The sequence below is a fragment of the Pseudomonas sp. M1 genome (genome assembly GCF_022760135.1).
Lineage (GTDB): Bacteria > Pseudomonadota > Gammaproteobacteria > Pseudomonadales > Pseudomonadaceae > Pseudomonas > Pseudomonas citronellolis.
In genome coordinates, this window is record NZ_CP094343.1 from 6,506,215 (window position 1) to 6,525,885 (window position 19,671).

Annotated in this window: 16 protein-coding genes; 10 read left to right on the plus strand and 6 right to left on the minus strand. The window is 69.0% G+C overall.

From position 1 onward, the window contains the following. Positions 1 to 33: 33 nt before the first annotated feature. Positions 34 to 960: a S66 peptidase family protein gene (locus PM1_RS28970; RefSeq protein WP_009614959.1), complete on the plus strand. Its 927-nt coding sequence runs from the start codon at positions 34 to 36 to the stop codon at positions 958 to 960. Positions 961 to 1,259: 299 nt separating this feature from the next. Here the strand turns inward: PM1_RS28970 and PM1_RS28975 are convergent, their stop codons facing one another. Beyond that, positions 1,260 to 2,579: an ATP-binding protein gene (locus PM1_RS28975; protein ID WP_009614958.1), complete on the minus strand. Its 1,320-nt coding sequence runs from the start codon at positions 2,577 to 2,579 to the stop codon at positions 1,260 to 1,262. A gap of 99 nt (positions 2,580 to 2,678) precedes the next feature. Further along, on the minus strand, positions 2,679 to 3,422 hold the full coding sequence (ompR, locus tag PM1_RS28980) for an osmolarity response regulator transcription factor OmpR (protein WP_009614957.1): 744 nt from the start codon (positions 3,420 to 3,422) through the stop codon (positions 2,679 to 2,681). Between the two features lie 234 nt (positions 3,423 to 3,656). Between ompR and PM1_RS28985 the strand changes: the two genes are divergently transcribed. The 3 genes from PM1_RS28985 to gshA all read left to right on the plus strand — a co-directional run bounded on the left by PM1_RS28985 (position 3,657) and on the right by gshA (position 8,139). Continuing rightward, entirely contained in the window at positions 3,657 to 5,993 is a 2,337-nt protein-coding gene (locus PM1_RS28985; RefSeq protein WP_009614956.1) for a Tex family protein, read from the plus strand. Between the two features lie 9 nt (positions 5,994 to 6,002). Beyond that, positions 6,003 to 6,392, plus strand: coding sequence for a PaaI family thioesterase (locus tag PM1_RS28990; RefSeq protein ID WP_009614954.1), 390 nt, complete (start codon positions 6,003 to 6,005; stop codon positions 6,390 to 6,392). 163 nt (positions 6,393 to 6,555) lie between these two features. Beyond that, on the plus strand, positions 6,556 to 8,139 hold the full coding sequence (gshA, locus tag PM1_RS28995; protein ID WP_009614952.1) for a glutamate--cysteine ligase: 1,584 nt from the start codon (positions 6,556 to 6,558) through the stop codon (positions 8,137 to 8,139). Positions 8,140 to 9,076: 937 nt separating this feature from the next. On the opposite strand, the gene argA is transcribed toward gshA, so the two are convergent. Continuing rightward, complete coding sequence (gene argA, locus PM1_RS29000; RefSeq protein ID WP_009614950.1) at positions 9,077 to 10,375, minus strand: amino-acid N-acetyltransferase; 1,299 nt, start codon at positions 10,373 to 10,375, stop codon at positions 9,077 to 9,079. 121 nt (positions 10,376 to 10,496) lie between these two features. After that, positions 10,497 to 11,636, minus strand: a complete 1,140-nt coding sequence (gene argE, locus PM1_RS29005) for an acetylornithine deacetylase (RefSeq protein WP_009614948.1) — start codon at positions 11,634 to 11,636, stop codon at positions 10,497 to 10,499. A gap of 175 nt (positions 11,637 to 11,811) precedes the next feature. Between argE and PM1_RS29010 the strand changes: the two genes are divergently transcribed. From PM1_RS29010 to PM1_RS29035, 6 genes are all read left to right on the plus strand, one after another. Further along, complete coding sequence (locus PM1_RS29010; protein WP_009614946.1) at positions 11,812 to 13,173, plus strand: CYTH domain-containing protein; 1,362 nt, start codon at positions 11,812 to 11,814, stop codon at positions 13,171 to 13,173. 84 nt (positions 13,174 to 13,257) lie between these two features. After that, entirely contained in the window at positions 13,258 to 15,042 is a 1,785-nt protein-coding gene (locus PM1_RS29015) for a GspE/PulE family protein (RefSeq protein ID WP_009614944.1), read from the plus strand. A gap of 121 nt (positions 15,043 to 15,163) precedes the next feature. Further along, positions 15,164 to 16,102: an SPFH domain-containing protein gene (locus PM1_RS29020; protein WP_009614942.1), complete on the plus strand. Its 939-nt coding sequence runs from the start codon at positions 15,164 to 15,166 to the stop codon at positions 16,100 to 16,102. 3 nt (positions 16,103 to 16,105) lie between these two features. After that, positions 16,106 to 16,552 carry an NfeD family protein gene (locus PM1_RS29025; RefSeq protein WP_009614940.1) on the plus strand — a complete coding sequence of 149 codons (447 nt, stop codon included), beginning with the start codon at positions 16,106 to 16,108 and terminating at the stop codon, positions 16,550 to 16,552. Positions 16,553 to 16,711: 159 nt separating this feature from the next. Further along, a complete protein-coding gene (locus PM1_RS29030) occupies positions 16,712 to 17,794 on the plus strand; it encodes a calcium:proton antiporter (protein ID WP_009614938.1) in 1,083 nt (360 codons plus the stop codon). A gap of 2 nt (positions 17,795 to 17,796) precedes the next feature. After that, positions 17,797 to 18,315 (plus strand): nucleoside 2-deoxyribosyltransferase, encoded by a 519-nt coding sequence (locus PM1_RS29035; RefSeq protein ID WP_009614936.1) that lies wholly within the window; start codon positions 17,797 to 17,799, stop codon positions 18,313 to 18,315. A gap of 242 nt (positions 18,316 to 18,557) precedes the next feature. On the opposite strand, the gene PM1_RS29040 is transcribed toward PM1_RS29035, so the two are convergent. After that, on the minus strand, positions 18,558 to 18,896 hold the full coding sequence (locus tag PM1_RS29040) for a zinc ribbon domain-containing protein YjdM (protein ID WP_009614934.1): 339 nt from the start codon (positions 18,894 to 18,896) through the stop codon (positions 18,558 to 18,560). Between the two features lie 56 nt (positions 18,897 to 18,952). Next, complete coding sequence (locus PM1_RS29045; protein WP_009614932.1) at positions 18,953 to 19,576, minus strand: c-type cytochrome; 624 nt, start codon at positions 19,574 to 19,576, stop codon at positions 18,953 to 18,955. Positions 19,577 to 19,671: the final 95 nt, after the last annotated feature.

Below are 19,671 nucleotides of genomic sequence, written 5' to 3' on the forward strand. Positions count from 1 at the left end.
ACATCGAACTCCCGCCCGCTCACGAATAAGCCCATGCCCAAATCCCCCCGCCCCTCCGACCTGACCTGGTCGCCCTTCGAAGGCCGCATCGCCCTGGTCGCCCCGGCCTCCTCCATCGCCGAGGAGGTCTTCGAGGCCACCCTGCGCCAACTGGAGGTGCTGGGCATCGACTACCACCTGGGCGAGCACGCCGAAGCCCGCTACCGCTACCTGGCCGGCAGCGCCGAACAGCGCCTGGAGGACTTCCACCGGGCCTTCGAGCTGCCGGACGTGAGCGCCGTCTGGTGCCTGCGCGGCGGCTACGGCTGCGCCCAGCTGGTGCCCGGGCTGGACTGGGCGCGGCTGCGGGCGGCCTCACAGCGGCCGCTGATCGGCTTTTCCGACATCTCCATCCTGCTCAGCGCCTTCCACCGCCACGGCCTGCCAGCGATCCACGGCCCGGTGGCCAGCGCCCTCGGCCTGCAGCCGCTGAGCGCGCCCAGCGAACAGCGCGAGCGCCTGGCCTCGCTGGCCTCGGTCAGCCGCCTGCTGGCTGGCGAGGAGCGTCACCTGCCCTGTACTCATCTGAGCGGCCCGAAAAAGGTCGTGGAAGGCGAGTTGATCGGCGGCAACCTCACTGCCCTGGCCAGCACCGCAGGTACGGTAGCCGCACTGCACGCCCCGGCCGGCGCCATCTTGGTGCTGGAGGATGTGGGCGAGCCTTATTACCGCCTGGAGCGCAGCCTTTGGCAGTTGCTCAACAGCATCGATGCGCAGAGCCTGGGCGCGGTGGTGCTGGGCACCTTCACCGACTGCCCGCGCAAGAACGTGGCGCATAGCCTGGAAGAGATTTTCGTGGAGTACCTGAGGCCGCTGGGGGTGCCGCTGTACCACGGGCTACCGAGCGGGCATGGGGCGCAGAACCGGGCGTGGCCTTATGGGAAGGTGGGGCGGTTGGATACCAAGGGGTTGAGCTGGTAGTGCCGGCGTCAGGATCAACAGATCGCGGACGGTGCTTGCTCGAGACTCTGGAGCTGAACTCTAGAGCGCCCTCTCCCTAACCCTCGGCTGCGCGCCCCGCCCTGAAGGGAGAGGGGACCGTTCGGAGCGCTTGGGTACTCCTAAGTCAGCCGGCAGCGCCAGCGGTTTCCGGCTGAAACCATCACCTCTCTCGGCACGGACTAGCCCCAAGCCCTACGTAGCAGCCACCCTGTAGGAGCGCGCCCTGCGCGCGAATCGCGGGCAGGGCCCGCTCCTACACCCGTCGGGGATACCGCCGCTCAGGAAGCCCCCCGCGGCAACATCAACCCCAGCGGCAGGCACACCCGCGCCTCCACCCCGCCACCCTCGCGGTTGCGCAGTTCCACGCTGCCGCCGTGCTGCGCGGCGATGCGCTTGACGATGGCCAGGCCCAGGCCGGTGCCCTTGCCGCCGCGGGCTTTGTCGCCGCGGATGAAGGGGTTGAAGATGCTGTCCAGCTCCTGCGGGTCGATGCCGGCGCCGCGGTCCAGCACGCTCAGCACCACGTAGGGCGCGCCGTCGCCGCCGGCCAGGTGGCTGGCCACCTCGACGTTGCCGCCGCCGTGGTTGAGGGCGTTGCCGATCAGGTTGCCGAGCAGGCGCTTCATCGATACCCGGCGCAGCGGGAACGGCGGCAGCGGCTGCAGGCTCAGGCGCACGTGCTCCTCGCCCTGGTTGTAGGGCGCCACCACCTCGCGGGTCAGTTCGTTGAGGTCGCCCGCCTCCACCGGCTCGTCGCGGCCGTCGCGGATGAAGGCGAGGAACTGGTCGAGGATCTGGTCCATGTCCTCGATGTCGCGGACCATGTCCTCGACCATCTCGCGCTCGGTTTCAGGCATCAGTTCCAGGGACAGGCGCAGGCGCGTCAGCGGCGTGCGCAGGTCGTGGGACACCCCGGCCAGCATCAGCTCGCGCTCGCGCGCCGCCTGTTCGACGTCGTCGGCCATCTGGTTGAAGGCGCGGTATACCTCGGCCATTTCGCTGGGGGTGTCCTGCCCCAGCGGCAGGCGCACGCTGCGGCCCTTGCCGAACTCCCGCGAGGCCACCACCAGGCGCTTGAGCGGCTGGCCGAGCAGGCGCACGAAGATCCAGGCCGCGGCGGTGGACAGCAGGCCGATGCCGAGGAACCAGCCGAGCACGCTCCAGATCTGCTGGCCGCGCAGCGGGTGCGGGTACAGCGGCACGCCCAGCCAGCCGTCGCCCAGGTTGGGCGCGTGGACCCAGAGCATGGACGGGTGGTGGATGCGCAGGCGCGTCTCGGTGTCCGGGCCCAGCTCGGTGCGCATCTGCCGCTGGAAGATACCGCTGTAGGGCCAGTGCTGTTCTTCCGGCTGGCCGTTCTCGTGGGGCACCCAGGCCAGCCCGGCGGATTTGGCGATGGCCTCGCGCGAGCGCTCGTCGGCGGCCCAGTAGGCGCGCACGGTCAGTGCCGCGCCGTGGCTGTACTGGCGGTCGACCAGCATGTCCTCGTTCATCAGCAGGTAGACCAGCGTCAGCGCCTTGGAGAAGAGCACGACGATGAGCACCAGCCAGAGGGTGCGGGCGAAGAAGCTTTGCGGGAACCAGGGCGGGGTTTTCAAGATGAACTACCACAGAGCACGGAACGTAGGAGCGAGCTTGCTCGCGAACCCGCCCCATTGCGGAGTCGGTTCGCGAGCGGGCTCGCGCCTACAGGAGGATCATTTGCGGGCATTACCGTCCGGCACGAACACGTAGCCCACGCCCCACACCGTCTGGATGTAGCGCGGCTTGGACGGGTCGGGCTCGATCAGCCGGCGCAGGCGCGAGATCTGCACGTCGATGGAGCGCTCCAGGGCGTCCCACTCGCGGCCGCGGGCCAGGTTCATCAGCTTGTCGCGGGTCAGCGGCTCGCGGGCGTGCTGCACCAGCGCCTTGAGCACGGCGAACTCGCCGGTGGTGAGCATGTGCACCTCGCCGCCGCTCTTCTTCAGCTCGCGGGTGGCCAGGTACAGCTCGTAGTCGCCGAAGGTGACCACCTCGTCCTCGCCGGCCGGGGCGCCCGGCACCAGCGGCGCCTGGCGGCGCAGCACGGCCTTGATCCGCGCCAGCAGCTCGCGCGGGTTGAACGGCTTGGCCAGGTAGTCGTCGGCGCCCAGCTCCAGGCCCTGGATGCGGCTGGACTCGTCGCCCTTGGCGGTGAGCATGATGATCGGGATCTGGTTGTTCGCCTCGCGCAGGCGCTTGCACGCCGAGAGGCCGTCTTCGCCGGGCATCATCAGGTCGAGCACCACCAGCTGGAACAGCTCGCGGGCCAGCAGGCGGTCCATCTGCTCGGTGTTCTCCACGGCGCGCACGCGGTAGCCCTGCTCGTCGAGGAAGCGCTCCAGCAGGCGGCGCAGGCGGGCGTCGTCGTCGACGATGAGGATCTTTTCACCTTCGGGCAGGGTGGACGGGTTCGACATAGAAACTCCAGGTTCGGGTCAGGCCGGCAATTATCGCCCAGCCTCGGTTGGCCACGGATTGTCCATTGTTAGCAGATTTTTCCCCGACCGACCGCCCTCTCGCGCGATTTTGCCTGGGTATAATGCGGCGCTTTTGCGGCGGGGCGTTGTCATAGACGCCTGCCGGACGCCCGAGCGAGCCGGCCGGCGCTAGCGCCACACCCCGTATTCTCGTTGGTTTCACCAGGTGGATTCATGGACAGCATCAACACCCGTATCGCCGAAGAGCTCTCCGCACTGCCCTCCGGCCGTGTTCAACCGCAGCAGGTGGCCGCCGCCGTGGCCCTGCTCGACGAAGGCAGCACTGTCCCCTTCATCGCCCGTTACCGCAAAGAAGTGACCGGCAGCCTCGACGACACCCAGCTGCGCCTGCTGGAAGAGCGCCTGCGCTACCTGCGCGAGCTGGACGAGCGCCGCGCCAGCATCCTCGCCAGCATCGAGGAGCAGGGCAAGCTGACCCCCGAGCTGGCCCGCGAGATCAAGCTGGCCGACACCAAGACGCGCCTGGAAGACCTCTACCTGCCGTACAAGCAGAAGCGCCGCACCAAGGGCCAGATCGCCCTGGAGGCCGGCCTGGGCGAGCTGGCCGACGCGCTGTTCGCCGACCCGACGCTGACCCCGGAGACCGAAGCCGCGCGTTTCGTCGACGCCGAGAAGGGCTTCGCCGACATAAAGGCCGTGCTCGAAGGCGCCAAGTACATCCTCATGGAGCGCTTCGCCGAGGACGCCACCCTGCTCGACCGCCTGCGCGTGTTCCTCAAGGACAACGCCACCCTCACCGCCCGCCTGGTGCCGGGCAAAGAAACCGAAGGCGCCAAGTTCAGCGACTACTTCGAGCACGACGAGCCCTTCAAGGGCGCGCCCTCGCACCGCGCCCTGGCGATCTTCCGCGGGCGCAACGAAGGCGTGCTGAGCGTGGCGCTGAAGGTCGGCGAGGAGCTGCCGGGCACCAGCCACCCGTGCGAAGCGATGATCGCCGAGCGCTTCGGCATCTCCAACCAGGGCCGCGCCGCCGACAAGTGGCTGGGCGAGGTGGTGCGCTGGACCTGGAAGGTCAAGCTCTACACCCACCTGGAGACCGACCTGCTGGGCGAGCTGCGCGAAGGCGCCGACGCCGAGGCGATCAACGTCTTCGCCCGCAACCTGCACGACCTGCTGCTGGCCGCCCCGGCCGGCCCGCGCGCCACCCTGGGCCTGGACCCTGGCCTGCGCACCGGCGTGAAGGTGGCCGTGGTCGACGCCACCGGCAAGCTGCTGGACACCGCCACCGTCTACCCCCACGCGCCGAAGAACCAGTGGGACCAGACCATCGCCGTGCTCGCCGCGCTGTGCGCCAAGCACCAGGTCGAGCTGATCGCCATCGGCAACGGCACCGCCAGCCGCGAGACCGACAAGCTGGCCGCCGAGCTGATCAGGAAATACCCGGCGCTCAAGTGCACCAAGATCATGGTCAGCGAGGCCGGCGCCTCGGTGTACTCGGCCTCCGAGCTGGCCGCCCGGGAATTCCCCGACCTCGACGTGTCGCTGCGCGGCGCCGTCTCCATCGCCCGCCGCCTGCAGGACCCGCTGGCCGAGCTGGTGAAGATCGAGCCCAAGTCCATCGGCGTCGGCCAGTACCAGCATGACGTGTCCCAGCTGCAGCTGGCGCGCAGCCTGGACGCGGTGGTGGAAGACTGCGTGAACGCCGTGGGCGTGGACGTCAACACCGCCTCCGCCGCCCTGTTGGCGCGCATCTCCGGCCTCAACAGCACCCTGGCGCAGAACATCGTGGCGCACCGCGACGCCAACGGCGCCTTCAAGTCCCGCGACGACCTGAAGAAGGTCAGCCGCCTGGGCGAGAAGACCTTCGAGCAGGCCGCCGGCTTCCTCCGCGTGATGAACGGCGACAACCCGCTGGACGCCTCCGCGGTGCACCCGGAGACCTACCCGCTGGTGCAGCGCATCGCCGCCGACACCGGCCGCGACATCCGCTCGCTGATCGGCGACTCGGCCTTCCTCAAGCGCCTGGACCCGAAGAAGTTCACCGACGAGCAGTTCGGCCTGCCCACCGTCACCGACATCCTCAAGGAACTCGACAAGCCCGGCCGCGACCCGCGCCCGGAGTTCAAGACCGCCGAGTTCCAGGACGGCGTCGAGAGCCTCAAGGACCTCAAGCCGGGCATGGTGCTCGAAGGCGTGGTGACCAACGTCACCAACTTCGGTGCCTTCGTCGACATCGGCGTGCACCAGGACGGCCTGGTGCACATCTCGGCGCTGTCGGAGAAGTTCGTCAAGGACCCGTACGAAGTGGTCAAGGCCGGCGACATCGTCAAGGTCAAGGTCATGGAAGTGGACATCCCGCGCAACCGCGTCGGCCTGTCCATGCGCATGGGCGACACCCCCGGCGAGAAGGTCGAGGGCCCGCGCGGCGGCGGCCGTGGCAACGGCGGCCAGCGTGGCGAGCGCAGCGCCCCGCGGCAGCAGGAGAAGGCCCCGGCGAACAACGCCATGGCCGCGCTGTTCGCCAATGCCAAGCAACTGAAGAAGAAGTAGGGAAGCCCCATGAGCGAGATGCCCAGCCGCGACGTCATGATCAGCGCCTTCAGCGAGAACATCGGCCTTGAGCCGGTGCGCCTGGGCGATGGCGAGGCCGAAGTGAGCCTGAAGATGGCCGAGCACCTGCGCAACCGCGGCAATGTGATGCACGGCGGGGCGATCTTCTCGCTGATGGACGTGACCATGGGCCTGGCCTGCTCCAGCGCCCATGGCTTCGACCGCCAGAGCGTCACCCTGGAATGCAAGATCAACTACATACGCGCAGTCGCCGAGGGCGAGGTGCGCTGCGTGGCCAAGGTCCTGCACGCCGGGCGCCGCACGCTGGTGGTGGAGGCCGACGTGCTCCAGGGCGACAAGCTGGTCGCCAAGGGACAAGGCACCTTCGCCCAGCTGTAAGCCCGAGCCCCTTTCCTGCTCTATCCTGACCATCGGCAGCCCGCGCGCCACGCGGGCTCCGGTGAGTCGCAGCCCGCCAGGCGACAACGCCGGCCGCCCACCCCCTTGTAGACCGCCCGGTCCACCCCCATAGTGGGGCGACTGCCGCGTGAAGGACATCAAATTGAGCGACCTACTCTCCCGCCGCCTGGCGCTGCTCGGCGACGCTGCCAACCTGCCCCTGCTCAGCCAGTGTCTGCACGGCATCGAGCGCGAGTGCCTGCGCGTCGACGGCAATGGCCGCCTGGCCCTGAGCCCGCACCCCAAGGCCCTGGGCTCGGCCCTGACCAACCCGCAGATCACCACCGACTATTCCGAGGCGCTGCTGGAGTTCATCACCCCCACCAGCACCGGCGTCGAGCAGACCCTGGCGTCCCTGGAGAGCATCCACCGTTTCGCCAGCCAGCGCCTGGACGGCGAGCTGCTGTGGAGCCCATCGATGCCCTGCGAGCTGCCCGACGAAGAGAGCATCCCGATCGCGCGCTACGGCAGCTCCAACATCGGCCGCCTCAAGTACGTCTACCGCAAGGGCCTGGCGCTGCGCTACGGCAAGACCATGCAGTGCATCGCCGGCATCCACTACAACTTCTCCCTGCCCGAGGGGTTGTGGCAGTTGCTGCAGCGCCACGAGGACGGCGGCATGGCGCTGCGCGACTTCCAGTCGGCGCACTACATCGCCCTGATCCGCAACTTCCGCCGCTACAGCTGGCTGCTGATGTACCTGTTCGGCGCCTCGCCGGCGCTGGACGCCGGTTTCCTGCGCGGCCGCCCGCACCAGTTGCAGCAGTTCGACGAGCACACCCTGTACCTGCCCTGGGCCACCAGCCTGCGCATGAGCGACCTGGGCTACCAGAACAACGCCCAGGCCGGCCTGACGCCCTGCTACAACGACCTCGAAAGCTACGTCGAGAGCCTGCGCAGCGCGGTGGGCACGCCCTACCCGCCCTACCAGAAGATCGGCACCAAGCAGGACGGCGAGTGGGTGCAGCTGAACACCAACGTGCTGCAGATCGAGAACGAGTACTACTCCAGCATCCGCCCGAAGCGCGTGACCTACAGCGGCGAGCGGCCGATCCAGGCCCTGGAGTCGCGCGGCGTGCAGTACGTCGAGGCGCGCTGCCTGGACATCAACCCCTTCCTGCCGCTGGGCATCGACGCCGCCGAGGGCCGCTTCCTCGACGCCTTCCTGCTCTACTGCGCGTTGCAGGACAGCCCGCTGCTGGCCGACGGCGAATGCGGCGCGGCCACCAGCAACTTCCTCAAGGTGGTCAAGGAAGGCCGCCGCCCGGGGCTGCACCTGCAGCGCGGCGGGCAGACCGTGCCGTTGCAGGTCTGGGCCAGCGAACTGCTGGAACGCATCGCGCCCATCGCCGAACTGCTCGACCGCGCCACCGGCGGCGACTCCCACGCGCAGAGCCTGGCGCAGCAGCGCGAGAAGGTGGCCGATCCGGAGCGCACGCCGTCCGCGCAGGTCCTGGCGGAAATGCGCGAGCGCGGCGAAAGCTTCACCGCCTTCGCCCTGCGCAAGAGCCGCGAACACGCGGAAACCCTCGCCCGACCGCTGCCGGCCATCGAGCAGGAAGCCTTCGAGGCCATGGCGAAGATCTCCCTGGCCGAACAAGAGGAACTGGAACGCCAGCCGGAAGGGGATTTCGACACCTTCGTGGCGGCCTACCAGGCGAGCATCCTCGGGGTGATCGGCGTTTAAGCCCCCGCAGGAGCGGACCTTGTCCGCGATAGCCGGACGCCCCGGCGCGATTCGCGGATAAGATCCGCTCCTACGCCGCCCCACCCATACCATTCCCCTGTAGGAGCGCGCCCTGCGCGCGAAATCGCGGGCAGGGCCCGCGCCTACAGGTTGTGCCGGGAAGCACGGTATTCCTCCCCCGTAGGAGCGGACCTTGTCCGCGATAGCCGGACGTATCGGCGCGATTCGCGGATAAGATCCGCTACGCCGCCCCACCCGCACCATTCCCTGTAGGAGCGCGCCCTGCGCGCGATTCGCGGGCAGGGCCCGCGCCTACAGGTTGTGCCGGGAAGCACGGTATTCCTCCCCCGTAGCGGACCTTGTCCGCGATCGCCGGACGTCCCGGCGCGATTCGCGGATGGGATCCGCTCCTACGCCGCCCCACCCACACCATTCCCCTGTAGGAGCGCGCCCTGCGCGCGAAATCGCGGGCAGGGCCCGCTCCTACAGGTTGTACCGGGAGGCACGATATTCCTCCCCCGTAGGATCGGACCTTGTCCGCGATAGCCGGACATCCCGGCGCGATTCGCGGATAAGATCCGCTCCTACGCCGCCCCACCCGCACCATTCCCCTGTAGGAGCGCGCCCTGCGCGCGATTCGCGGGCAGGGCCCGCTCCTACAGGTTGCGATATTCCTCCCCCGTAGCGGACCTTGTCCGCGATAGCCGGACGCCCCGGCGCGATTCGCGGATAAGATCTCCTACGCCGCCCCGCCCACACCATTCCCCTGTAGGAGCGCGCCCTGCGCGCGAAATCGCGGGCAGGGCCCGCTCCTACAGGTTGTGCCGGGAAGCACGGTATTCCTCCCCCGTAGGAGCGGACCTTGTCCGCGATAGCCGGAACCACCGGCGCGATTCGCGGATAAGATCCGCTCCTACGAAAGGCAGAGGGCGCTGAACTACAGGCTCTTCTCGAACACCTGCGAATTGCGCTGGTAGTTGTACAGCGACGCCCGCGCCGCCGGCAGGCGTTCGACGCTGCTGGGCTGGAAGCCGCGCTCGCGGAACCAGTGGGCGGTGCGGGTGGTGAGCACGTAGAGGGTCTTCACGCCCAGGGCCCGGGCGCGCTTCTCGATGCGCTCCAGCAACTGGTCGCCGCGCCCGCCGTGGCGGTATTCCGGGTTGACCGCCAGGCAGGCCAGCTCGGCGGCGTCGGAATCGGCGATCGGGTACAGCGCCGCGCAGGCGATGATCAGGCCCTCGCGCTCGACGATGCTGAACTGCTCGATCTCGCGCTCCAGCACCTCGCGCGAGCGGCGCACCAGGATGCCCTGCTCTTCCAGCGGGCGGATCAGCTCCAGCAGGCCGCCGACGTCCTCGATGCCTGCCTCGCGCAGTTGCTCGAACTGCTCCTGGGCCACCAGGGTGCCGTTGCCGGTGCGGGTGAACAGCTCGCTGAGCAGCGCGCCGTCCTCGGTGTAGCTGACGATGTGGCTGCGCCGCACCCCGGCGCGGCAGGCCTGGGCGGCGGCGTCGAGCAGCTCGGCCTGGTAGCTGTTGCCCAGGCGCTGCAGGTGCGCCGGCACCTGTTGCGGGCGCAGTTCGCGGACCAGCTTGCCGTCCTCGTCGAGCAGGCCGCGCTCGCCGCCGAACAGGATCAGCTTGTCGGCGTCCAGCTCGATGGCCGCGCGCATGGCCACGTCCTCGCAGGCGAGGTTGAAGATTTCCCCGGTGGGCGAGTAGCCCAGCGGCGAGAGCAGCACGATGGAGCGCTCGTCGAGCAGGCGACCGATGCCCTTGCGGTCGATGCGCCGCACCTCGCCGGTGTGGTGGTAGTCGATGCCCTCGACCACGCCGATCGGCCGCGCCGTGACCAGGTTGCCCGCGGCCACGCGCAGGCGCGCGCCCTGCATGGGCGAGGCGGCCATGTCCATGGACAGCCGCGCCTCGATGGCGATGCGCAGGCTGCCCACGGCGTCGATCACACATTCCAGGGTGGGCGCGTCGGTCACCCGCAGGTCGCGGTGGAAGCGCGGCGCCAGGCCGCGCTGGGCCAGGCGCGCCTCGATCTGCGGGCGCGAGCCGTGGACCAGCACCAGGCGCACGCCCAGGCTGTGCAGCAGCACCAGGTCGTGGACGATGTTGCCGAAGTTCGGGTCTTCCACACCCTCGCCGGGCAGCATGACCACGAAGGTGCAGTCCCGGTGGGCGTTGATGTAGGGAGAAGCGTGACGTAACCAGGTGACGTAGTCTTGCATTGTCCAGGTGGCCTGTGAGCGGGCGATGAAGGGTCGTCGAGTGCGAAGGGCCGCAGGGGCGGCGGGAGCGGCGGTTATCGTCGTCGCATGCACATCGACGGGTTTCTCCTCTTCAGGGCGGTTACAGGCAGTAATGCTGGATCAAGCCGCGCAGCAGTTCCACGGTCGGCGGGATGCGCGCGAGTTCCAGATGTTCGTCCGGCTGGTGGGCGCAGGCGATGTCGCCGGGGCCCAGGACCAGGGTCTGGCAACCAAGCTGCTGAAGATACGGTGCTTCGGTGCCAAAGGCTACCGCTTCCGCCGAATGCCCGCTGAGGCGCTCGGCCAGGCGCACCAGCTCGCTGTCCGCGGCCTGCTCGAAGGGCGGCACGGCGGGGAACAGCGGCTGGTAGTCCAGGCGCACCGCGAAGCGCTCGGCCAGGGGCGCCAGGCGCTCATTGATGGCCCGGCGCAGGGCCTGCGGATCCATCCCCGGCAGCGGCCGCAGGTCGAACTCCAGGGCGCACTGGCCGCAGATGCGGTTGGGGTTGTCGCCGCCGTGGATGCAGCCCAGGTTCAACGTCGGCTGCGGCACGCCGAACTGCGGGTTGTTGAATTCCTTCTGCCACTGCGCGCGCAGCGCCAGCAGCTCGCCGATGGCCGCGTGCATGGCCTCCAGGGCGCTGTGGCCGAGGCTCGGGTCGGAGGAATGGCCGCTCTGCCCGAGGATGTCGATGCGCTCCATCATCACCCCCTTGTGCAGGCGGATCGGCCGCAACCCGGTGGGCTCGCCGATCACCGCGGCGCGCCCCAGCGGCCGGCCAGCCTCGGCCAGGGCGCGGGCGCCGGCCATGGAGCTTTCCTCGTCGCAGGTGGCGAGGATCAGCAATGGCTGGCGCAGGGGCTTGTCCAGCAGCGGCAGCAGCGCCTCGATGGCGATGGCGAAGAAGCCCTTCATGTCGCAGCTGCCCAGGCCGTACCAGCGCCCGTCGCGCTCGTCCAGGCGCAGCGGGTCGCTTTTCCACAACGACTCGTCGTAGGGCACGGTGTCGGTGTGCCCGGCCAGCACCAGGCCGCCGGGGCCGCTGCCCAGGCTCGCCAGCAGGTTGAACTTGCCCGGGGCGATCTCCTGCAATTCGCAGGCGAAGCCCAGGTCGCCCAGCCAGGTGGCCAGCAGCTCCACCACCGGGCGGTTGGACTGGTCCAGGGCGGGCTGGGTACAGCTCACCGACGGCAGGGCGAGCAACTGGGCGAAACGGTCTTTCAGGCTCGGCAGGGGCATGGGCGTCTCCGGAAGCGTTGTACCCATCATGGCCCAGGATGGCGTGCAATTGAACCGCCGCTGTCGCGTGGAACAGCGGCGCGGCGACGCGGTCCTGTACACTAGCGGGCTTCGACGAACGCTCCCGCGCCAAGCCCTGCGGGCCCGTCTACCCTTTTCCTTCCCGGACTCCGCCATGCAGAAAGAAACCGAAATCAAGCTGCGCGCCAGCCGCCAGACCCTCGAGGCGCTGCGCGACCACCCGCTGCTGAAGAAGCGCAACAAGTCCGGCTGGCAGCAGAGCGAGCTGTACAACCAGTACTACGACACCCCCGGCCGCGACCTGGCCCGGGCCAAGGTGGCGCTGCGCCTGCGCCGCGACGGCGAGCAGTACATCCAGACGCTGAAGAGCCGCGGCCACAGCGTCGCCGGGCTGTCCGAGCGCAACGAGTGGGACTGGTACCTGGACAAGCCCGAGCTGGACCTGGGCAAGCTCGACGACTCCTGCTGGCCGGCGGCCCTGGCCGACCTCGACAAGCAGCAGCTGCAGCCGATCTTCAGCACCGACTTCACTCGCCAGCGCGCCGAGATCGCCTGGGGCCGCGGCAAGACCAAGGTGGCGATCGAAGCCGCCCTCGACCTGGGCAAGGTCGTCGCCGACCAGCAGGAAGAGGAAATCTGCGAGCTGGAGCTGGAACTGCGCCAGGGCGAACCCGCCGCGCTGCTGGAACTGGCCGCCGAGCTGGCCGCCGACCTGCCGCTGATGCCCTGCGACATCAGCAAGGCCGAGCGCGGCTACCGGCTGTTCGACCCGGCCAGCTACACGGTGCACCCGGACACCCAGAAGCTGCTGGCGGAAACCCCGCTGGACGGCGCCTTCGCCGCCATCGCCTGGTCGCTGCTGGGCAGCAGCCAGCGCCTGGCCGAGCAGTACCGCTTCAACGGCCACTGGCGCCTGCTGCAGGAGTGGCTGCAGCAGTTGGTGGACCTGCGCGCCCTGCTCGGCAGCCTCGGCCAGGCCGCGCCGCGCGCCAGCAGCCGCGAGTTGCGCACCGCGCTGGACGCGCTGATCGGCGATTGGCGCCCGCGCATCGAACAGGGCGAAGCTGACGAAGCCGCGCGCCAGCAGGCGCCGGAAGCCTTCCGCGCCGAACTCGGCCAGACGCGCTGGGGCCTGTTCTCGCTGCAGGCCTCGCGCTGGCTGCTGGCCCGCGCCTGGCAGGAAGGCCGCAACGAGCGCGGCAACCGCCAGGGCGCCGCGGCCCTGGGCAAGTGGCTGCCGCGCCTGCTCGCCGAGGAGGCCGAGGGCCTGCCCCTGGCCCGCGCCCAGCAGCAGCCGGAACTGCTCGCCGAACAACTGCCGCGCCTGCAACGCCTGCTGGTGTGGCTGCGTCTGGCCCGCGGCGTGCTCGACCTGCCCGAGGCCGACCGCCTGTACGGCGAGCTGGCCAAGCTGGAACAGGCCCTGCACCGGCGCGACAGCGCGGACCTGGATGCCCTTGCCGCCCAGGCCCATACTGTGCTGACCCTCAAGCCTTGGAAGGCGCTTTTGAAATAAGCTGGGGAACCCGACGGCGCGGGCCGGACTCAGACCAGCTCCACCCGCAGCCGTCCGCGGCACACACGAACGCAGGGAGTCCGAATGTCCGTCTTCGCTTCGCCCGCCCAGGATCGCTGGCTTGACCTGGCCGATATCCTCCACGAGCTGGTCGCCCAGGGCCGCGTCGCGCAGAACGACGCCGAACAGTGCCTGGCGATCCGCCGCAGCGCGGTGAAGAACCAGCAGCACCCCCTGGAATTCCTCGCCGCCCAGCAGGTGCCGGACCAGCACCGCCCCGGCCGCCACCTGGACCTCGACGCCCTGGTGCACTGGCTGGCCGAGTATTCCGGCCAGCCCTACCTGCGCATCGACCCGCTGAAGATCGACGTCGCCGCGGTCACCCCGCTGATGTCCTACGCCTTCGCCCAGCGCCACAAGATCCTCGCCGTGGCCGTGGCGCCGGACAGCGTCACCATCGCCAGCGCCCAGCCCTTCGTGCACAGCTGGGAAGGCAACCTGACCCACGTGCTCAAGCGCCCGATCAAGCGCGTGGTGTGCAACCCGCAGGACATCCAGCGCTTCACCACCGAGTTCTACCGCCTGGCCAAGTCGGTCAGCGGCGCCTCCGCCCAGGACATGAAGACCAGCGGCGTGGGCAACTTCGAGCAACTGCTCAACCTGGGCGCCAGCGACCAGGAGCCGGACGCCAACGACGCGCACATCGTCACCATCGTCGACTGGCTGTTCCAGTACGCCTTCCAGCAGCGCGCCAGCGACATCCACATCGAGCCGCGGCGCGAGCAGGGCACGGTGCGCTTCCGCATCGACGGCGTGCTGCACAACGTCTACCAGTTCCCGCCGCAGGTCACCATGGCGGTGGTCAGCCGCCTGAAGTCCCTCGGCCGCATGAACGTCGCCGAGAAGCGCAAGCCCCAGGACGGCCGGGTGAAGACCAAGACCCCGGACGGCGCCGAGGTGGAACTGCGCCTGTCGACCCTGCCCACCGCCTTCGGCGAGAAGATGGTGATGCGGATCTTCGACCCCGAGGTGCTGCTCAAGAGCTTCGACCAGCTGGGCTTCTCCCCCGAGGACCTGCGCCGCTGGCAGAGCATGACCAACCAGCCCAACGGCATCATCCTGGTCACCGGGCCCACCGGCTCGGGCAAGACCACCACCCTGTACACCACGCTCAAGCAACTGGCCACGGACGAGGTGAACGTCTGCACCATCGAGGACCCGATCGAGATGATCGAGCCCTCGTTCAACCAGATGCAGGTGCAGCACAACATCGACCTGACCTTCGCCAGCGGCGTGCGCGCCCTGCTGCGGCAGGACCCGGACATCATCATGGTCGGCGAGATCCGCGACCTGGAGACCGCCGAGATGGCCATCCAGGCGGCGCTGACCGGCCACCTGGTGCTCTCCACCCTGCACACCAACGACTCGCCCACGGCCATCACCCGCCTGCTGGAACTGGGCGTGCCCTACTACCTGATCCGCGCCACCGTGCTCGGCGTCATGGCCCAACGCCTGGTGCGCACCCTGTGCCCGCACTGCAAGGCGCCGCTGGAGCTGGAGGAGAGCGACTGGCAGGAGCTGACGCGCCCCTGGAACGCCCCGCTGCCCACCGGCGCGCAGCAGGCGGTGGGCTGCCTGGAATGCCGCGACACCGGCTACCGCGGCCGCGCCGGGGTGTACGAGATCATGCTGCTGACCGACAGCCTGAAGGAACAGATCACCGCCGACACCGACCTCATCCCGCTGCGCCGCCAGGCCTTCAAGGAAGGCATGCGCAGCCTGCGCCTGTCCGGCGCGCAGAAGGTCGCCGCGGGCCTGACCACCATCGAGGAAGTGCTGCGGGTGACGCCGCAGAGCGAGCAGAAATAGGAAATCTCCGAGCCCGACAGGGCTCGCGGGATGACACGGGAAAGGGTTAGCTTTTCCCGCCGCCCCGCTCCTTTGGGAGCCGGGCGCCACGGAAGTCCCAATCGACCAAGGAGTGCAGCAAATGGAAACCGGCAGTGTCCTGATCCTCTTCGTCATCCTCGCGGTGGCGATCGTGTTCATGGGCTTCAAGGTGGTGCCCCAGGGCAACGAGTGGACGGTGGAACGCTTCGGCCGCTACACCGGCACCCTCAAGCCGGGGCTGAACATCATCGTCCCGGTGATGGACCGCATCGGGCAGAAGATCAACATGATGGAGCGGGTGCTGGACATCCCCCCGCAGGAGGCCATCAGCGCCGACAACGCCATCGTGCAGATCGACGCGGTGTGCTTCTACCAGGTGGTCGACGCGGCGCGCGCGGCCTACGAGGTCAGCGGCCTGGAGAACGCCATCCGCAACCTGGTGATGACCAACATCCGCACCGTGCTCGGCTCCATGGAGCTGGACCACATGCTCAGCCAGCGCGACGCCATCAACGAGCGCCTGCTGCGCACCGTCGACGAGGCCACCGCGCCCTGGGGCCTGAAGGTCACCCGCATCGAGATCAAGGACATCAGCCCGCCGGCCGACCTGGTGGAAGCCATGGCCAGCCAGATGAAGGCCGAGCGCCTCAAGCGCGCGCAGATCCTCGATGCCGAGGGCAAGCGCGCCGCGGAAATCCTCACCGCCGAGGGCGAGAAGCAGGCGCAGATCCTCAAGGCCGAGGGCCAGCGCCAGGCCGCCTTCCTCGAAGCCGAGGCCCGCGAGCGCCAGGCCGAAGCCGAGGCGCGGGCGACCCAGGTGGTCTCCGAGGCCATCGCCAGCGGCAACGTGCAGGCGGTGAACTACTTCGTCGCGCAGAAATACGTCGACGCCCTCGGCCAGCTGGCCGCCTCGAACAACAGCAAGATAGTGCTGATGCCGCTGGAGGCCAGCCAGGTGATAGGCGCGGTGGGCGGCATCGGCGAGATCGTCAAGGCCACCTTCGGCGATGGCGCCCCGGGCGCCAAGGGCCGGGGCTGAGCCATGTGGGGCTATCTGCAACACCTGAGCTTCTGGGACTGGCTGGCCTTCGGCACCCTGCTGCTGATCCTCGAGGTGTTCGGCGCCGGCGGCTACCTGCTGTGGATCGGCATCGCCGCCGCGGCCACCGGCGTGCTCGCCTTCTTCGCCCCGGCCCTGGCCTGGACCTGGCAGTTCCTCGCCTTCGGCATCCTGGCGCTGCTCACCGTGGTGTTCTGGTGGCGCTACCAGCACCGCGCGGGCGCCGGCGAAGCCGCCAGCGGCCTGAACCGCCGCGGCAGCGAGCTGGTCGGACGGCAGTTCGCCCTGCACGACGCCATCATCGGCGGCCGCGGCAAGATCCGCGTCGGCGACAGCCTGTGGCTGGTCAGCGGCCCCGACCTGCCGGCCGGCGCCCAGGTGAAGGTCACCGGGCAGGATGGCGCGGTGCTGTTGGTCGAGCCGGCCTGAGGTAACGCGGCAGGTCGGCCGGGCGTTTCGGCCGACCCCGAAGCGCGCGCCAAACGGCGGATAACCTCATAGGTGTCTGCGCCCCGGCGACGGTGGGCAAGGCCCCGGGCAAGGCCTAAGATGGGCGCCTCTATCCCATGGAATGGATGTCCCCCGACGATGCTGCGCCTGCTCAAAGACGAGAAATTCCTCCTCCTCGCCCTGCTCCTGGCGGTGCTGGTCTACCCCCTGGAACACAGCCTGCTCGAAGGCGGCAAGGCCCTGGCCGGGGTGGCCGCCACTGTCCTGCTGGCCTCGATCATCAGCGTCTCGCTGCGCGTGGCGCACCATGCCGAGATTCTTGCGGAGAAGGTCGGCGAGCCCTACGGCACCATGATCCTGACCCTCGCCGCGGTGCTGGTGGAGGTGGTCATCCTGGCCATCATGATGGGCCACAACCACTCCCCCACCCTGGCCCGCGACACCATCTACGCCGCGGTGATGCTGGACATGAACGGCATCCTCGGCCTGGCCGCGCTGCTCGGCGGCCTGAAGCACGGCGAGCAGTCGTACAACGACGACTCGGGCAAGACCTACGTGACCATGATCCTCACCGCGGTGGGCATCTCCATGGTGGTCCCGGAGCTGATCCCGGCGGCGCAGTGGAAGCTCTACTCGCTGTTCACCATCGGCTGCATGGTCATGCTCTACGGCCTGTTCCTGCGCATGCAGACCGGCCAGCACAGCTACTTCTTCGCCTACAACTACGCGGTGCACGGCGAGCAGCAGCACGGCCACGAGGCCCACGGCAGCACGCGCCAGTCCATGGCCCTGCTGGTGGCCGGGGTGGTGCTCATCGGCGCGCTGGCCGAGGTCATGTCCAAGGCCCTGGACGTCAGCCTGGAAGGCAGCGGCGTGCCGCCGATCGTCCCGGCGCTGCTGGTGGCGGCCATCTCCGCCAGTCCGGAAATCCTCACCGCGCTGCGCGCCGCGCTGGCCAACCGCATGCAGCCGGTGGTCAATATCGCCCTGGGCGCCTCGCTGTCCACGGTGATCCTCACCGTGCCGGTGATCGAGGCCCTGGCGCTGTTCAAGGGCCAGCCGATCCAGATGGCGATGACGCCGCTGCAGACCGGCATGATGTTCATCACCCTGATAGTGGCGGGCTTCAACCTGCACGACGGCAAGACCAACGCCATCGAGGGCATGACTCACTTCGTGCTCTTCGCCACCTTCCTGATGCTGTCGTTCATGGGATTGTGACCATGCTGAAGATCTACCTCGCCGGCCCCGATGTGTTCCGCCCCGACGCCGCCGGGCACGGCGCGCAGCTCAAGGCGCTGTGCGCGGAATACGGGTTCGAGGGGCTGTTCCCGCTGGACGTCCAGGTGCCGGCGGCAATCACCGAGCCGCACCAGCAGGCGATCTGGATCTACCGCGCCAACCTGCGCCTGATCGCCGAGGCCGACTGCGTGCTGGCCAACCTGGCGTCGTTCCGCGGCAGCGAGCCGGACAGCGGCACCTGCTTCGAGGTCGGCTACGCCGCGGCCCTGGGCAAGCCGCTGTACGGCTACCTGCCGGACGCCGGCAGCTACGCCGAGCGCATGCGCCGCAAGTACCCGGAATGGCTCGGCCAGCAGCCCGGCCGCGACCGCGACGGCAACGTCCTGGAAGCCTTCGGCCTGCCGCTGAACCTGATGCTGGCGGTGCCCACCCAGATCGTCTCCGGCGGCCCGCGCGAAGCCCTGGAGCTGCTGCGCCAGGACCTGCAGCCGGCGGAATAGCGCGCGCTGCGCGCGATTCGCGGGCAGGGCCCGCTCCTACGCGACTGCGCCGAGGCGCTTTTTCGTAGGATGGCGTTGAGCGAAGCGATACCCATCACCGTGACCGCATGGGTTTCGCAAGCTCAACCCATCCTACGAAAAGCCGTGCATCCTGGAACCGTAGGAGCGGACTCCGTCCGCGATCGGCCGGGCCCGTGCGCGGCGATCGCGGATGAATCCGCGCCTACAAAAGCCGAGGTGGCTCAGACCTTCTTCACGAACTCCGACTTCAGCTTCATGGCGCCGATGCCGTCGATCTTGCAGTCGATGTCGTGGTCGCCGTCCACCAGGCGGATGTTCTTCACCTTGGTGCCGACCTTGACCACCAGGGACGAGCCCTTGACCTTCAGGTCCTTGATCACGCTGACGGTGTCGCCGTCCTGCAGCACGTTGCCGACGGCGTCCTTGATCACCTTGGCATCGCCCTCGCCTTCGACGGCGGCATCGGCCGACCATTCATGGGCGCATTCCGGGCAGACCAGCAGCGCGCCGTCCTCGTAGGTGTATTCGGAATTGCATTTGGGGCAGGGTGGCAGGCTCATGGTCTCTATCACTGACGGTGGGAAAAGACCGTGCATTATATAAGGATTTGCCCGCCTCAGGGGTGCAATTGCTGCAGGTAGGCCGCCAGCGCCTCGATATCCCCGGCCTGCAGCTGCGACGCCACCGCCAGCATGGTCGAGCCGGCGCGGCGCGGATCCTTGTCGCGGTAGGCCTCCAGCGTCCGCTGCAGGTAGGTCGCCGGCTGCCCGGCGATACGCGGCACGCCCTGCTGGCCGAGCCCCTGCGGGCCATGGCAGGCCACGCAGACCTGCCCGAACAGCGCCTCGCCCCTGGCGCGCAGCGCATCGTCCACCGCGCCCTGGCGCGGCAGCACCTGCTGCTGGCTGTAGTACACGGCGATGTTCACCCGCTCGTCGAGGCTCAGCATCCGGGCCGCCTGGTTCATCACGAAGTCGCTGCGCTGCCCGCTGGCGTAGCGCTCGAAGGCAGTGAACAGGTAGCCCGGGGCCTGCGCGGCCAGGTTCGGGATGTAGTCGCGCCGGCTGTTGCCGTCGTCGCCGTGGCAGTTGCGGCACAGCACGATGCGCTCGTGGCCGGCGGCATAGGCCTGCTCGCGCTTGGCGGGGTCGGCCATGATGGCGTCGAAGCGCGCCTGGGCGGCCTCGTCGCCCAGGGCGGTACAACTGACGGTCAACAGCAGAGCAATCGCGAAACGCATCGCCTCCTCCCCGGAACTCGGCCTGCGGCCTGCCGTTTATAGGCGTGCGCGCGGCGAAGGGCCTGGATGCAGGTCAATGAAGCGGCGAGCCGGCC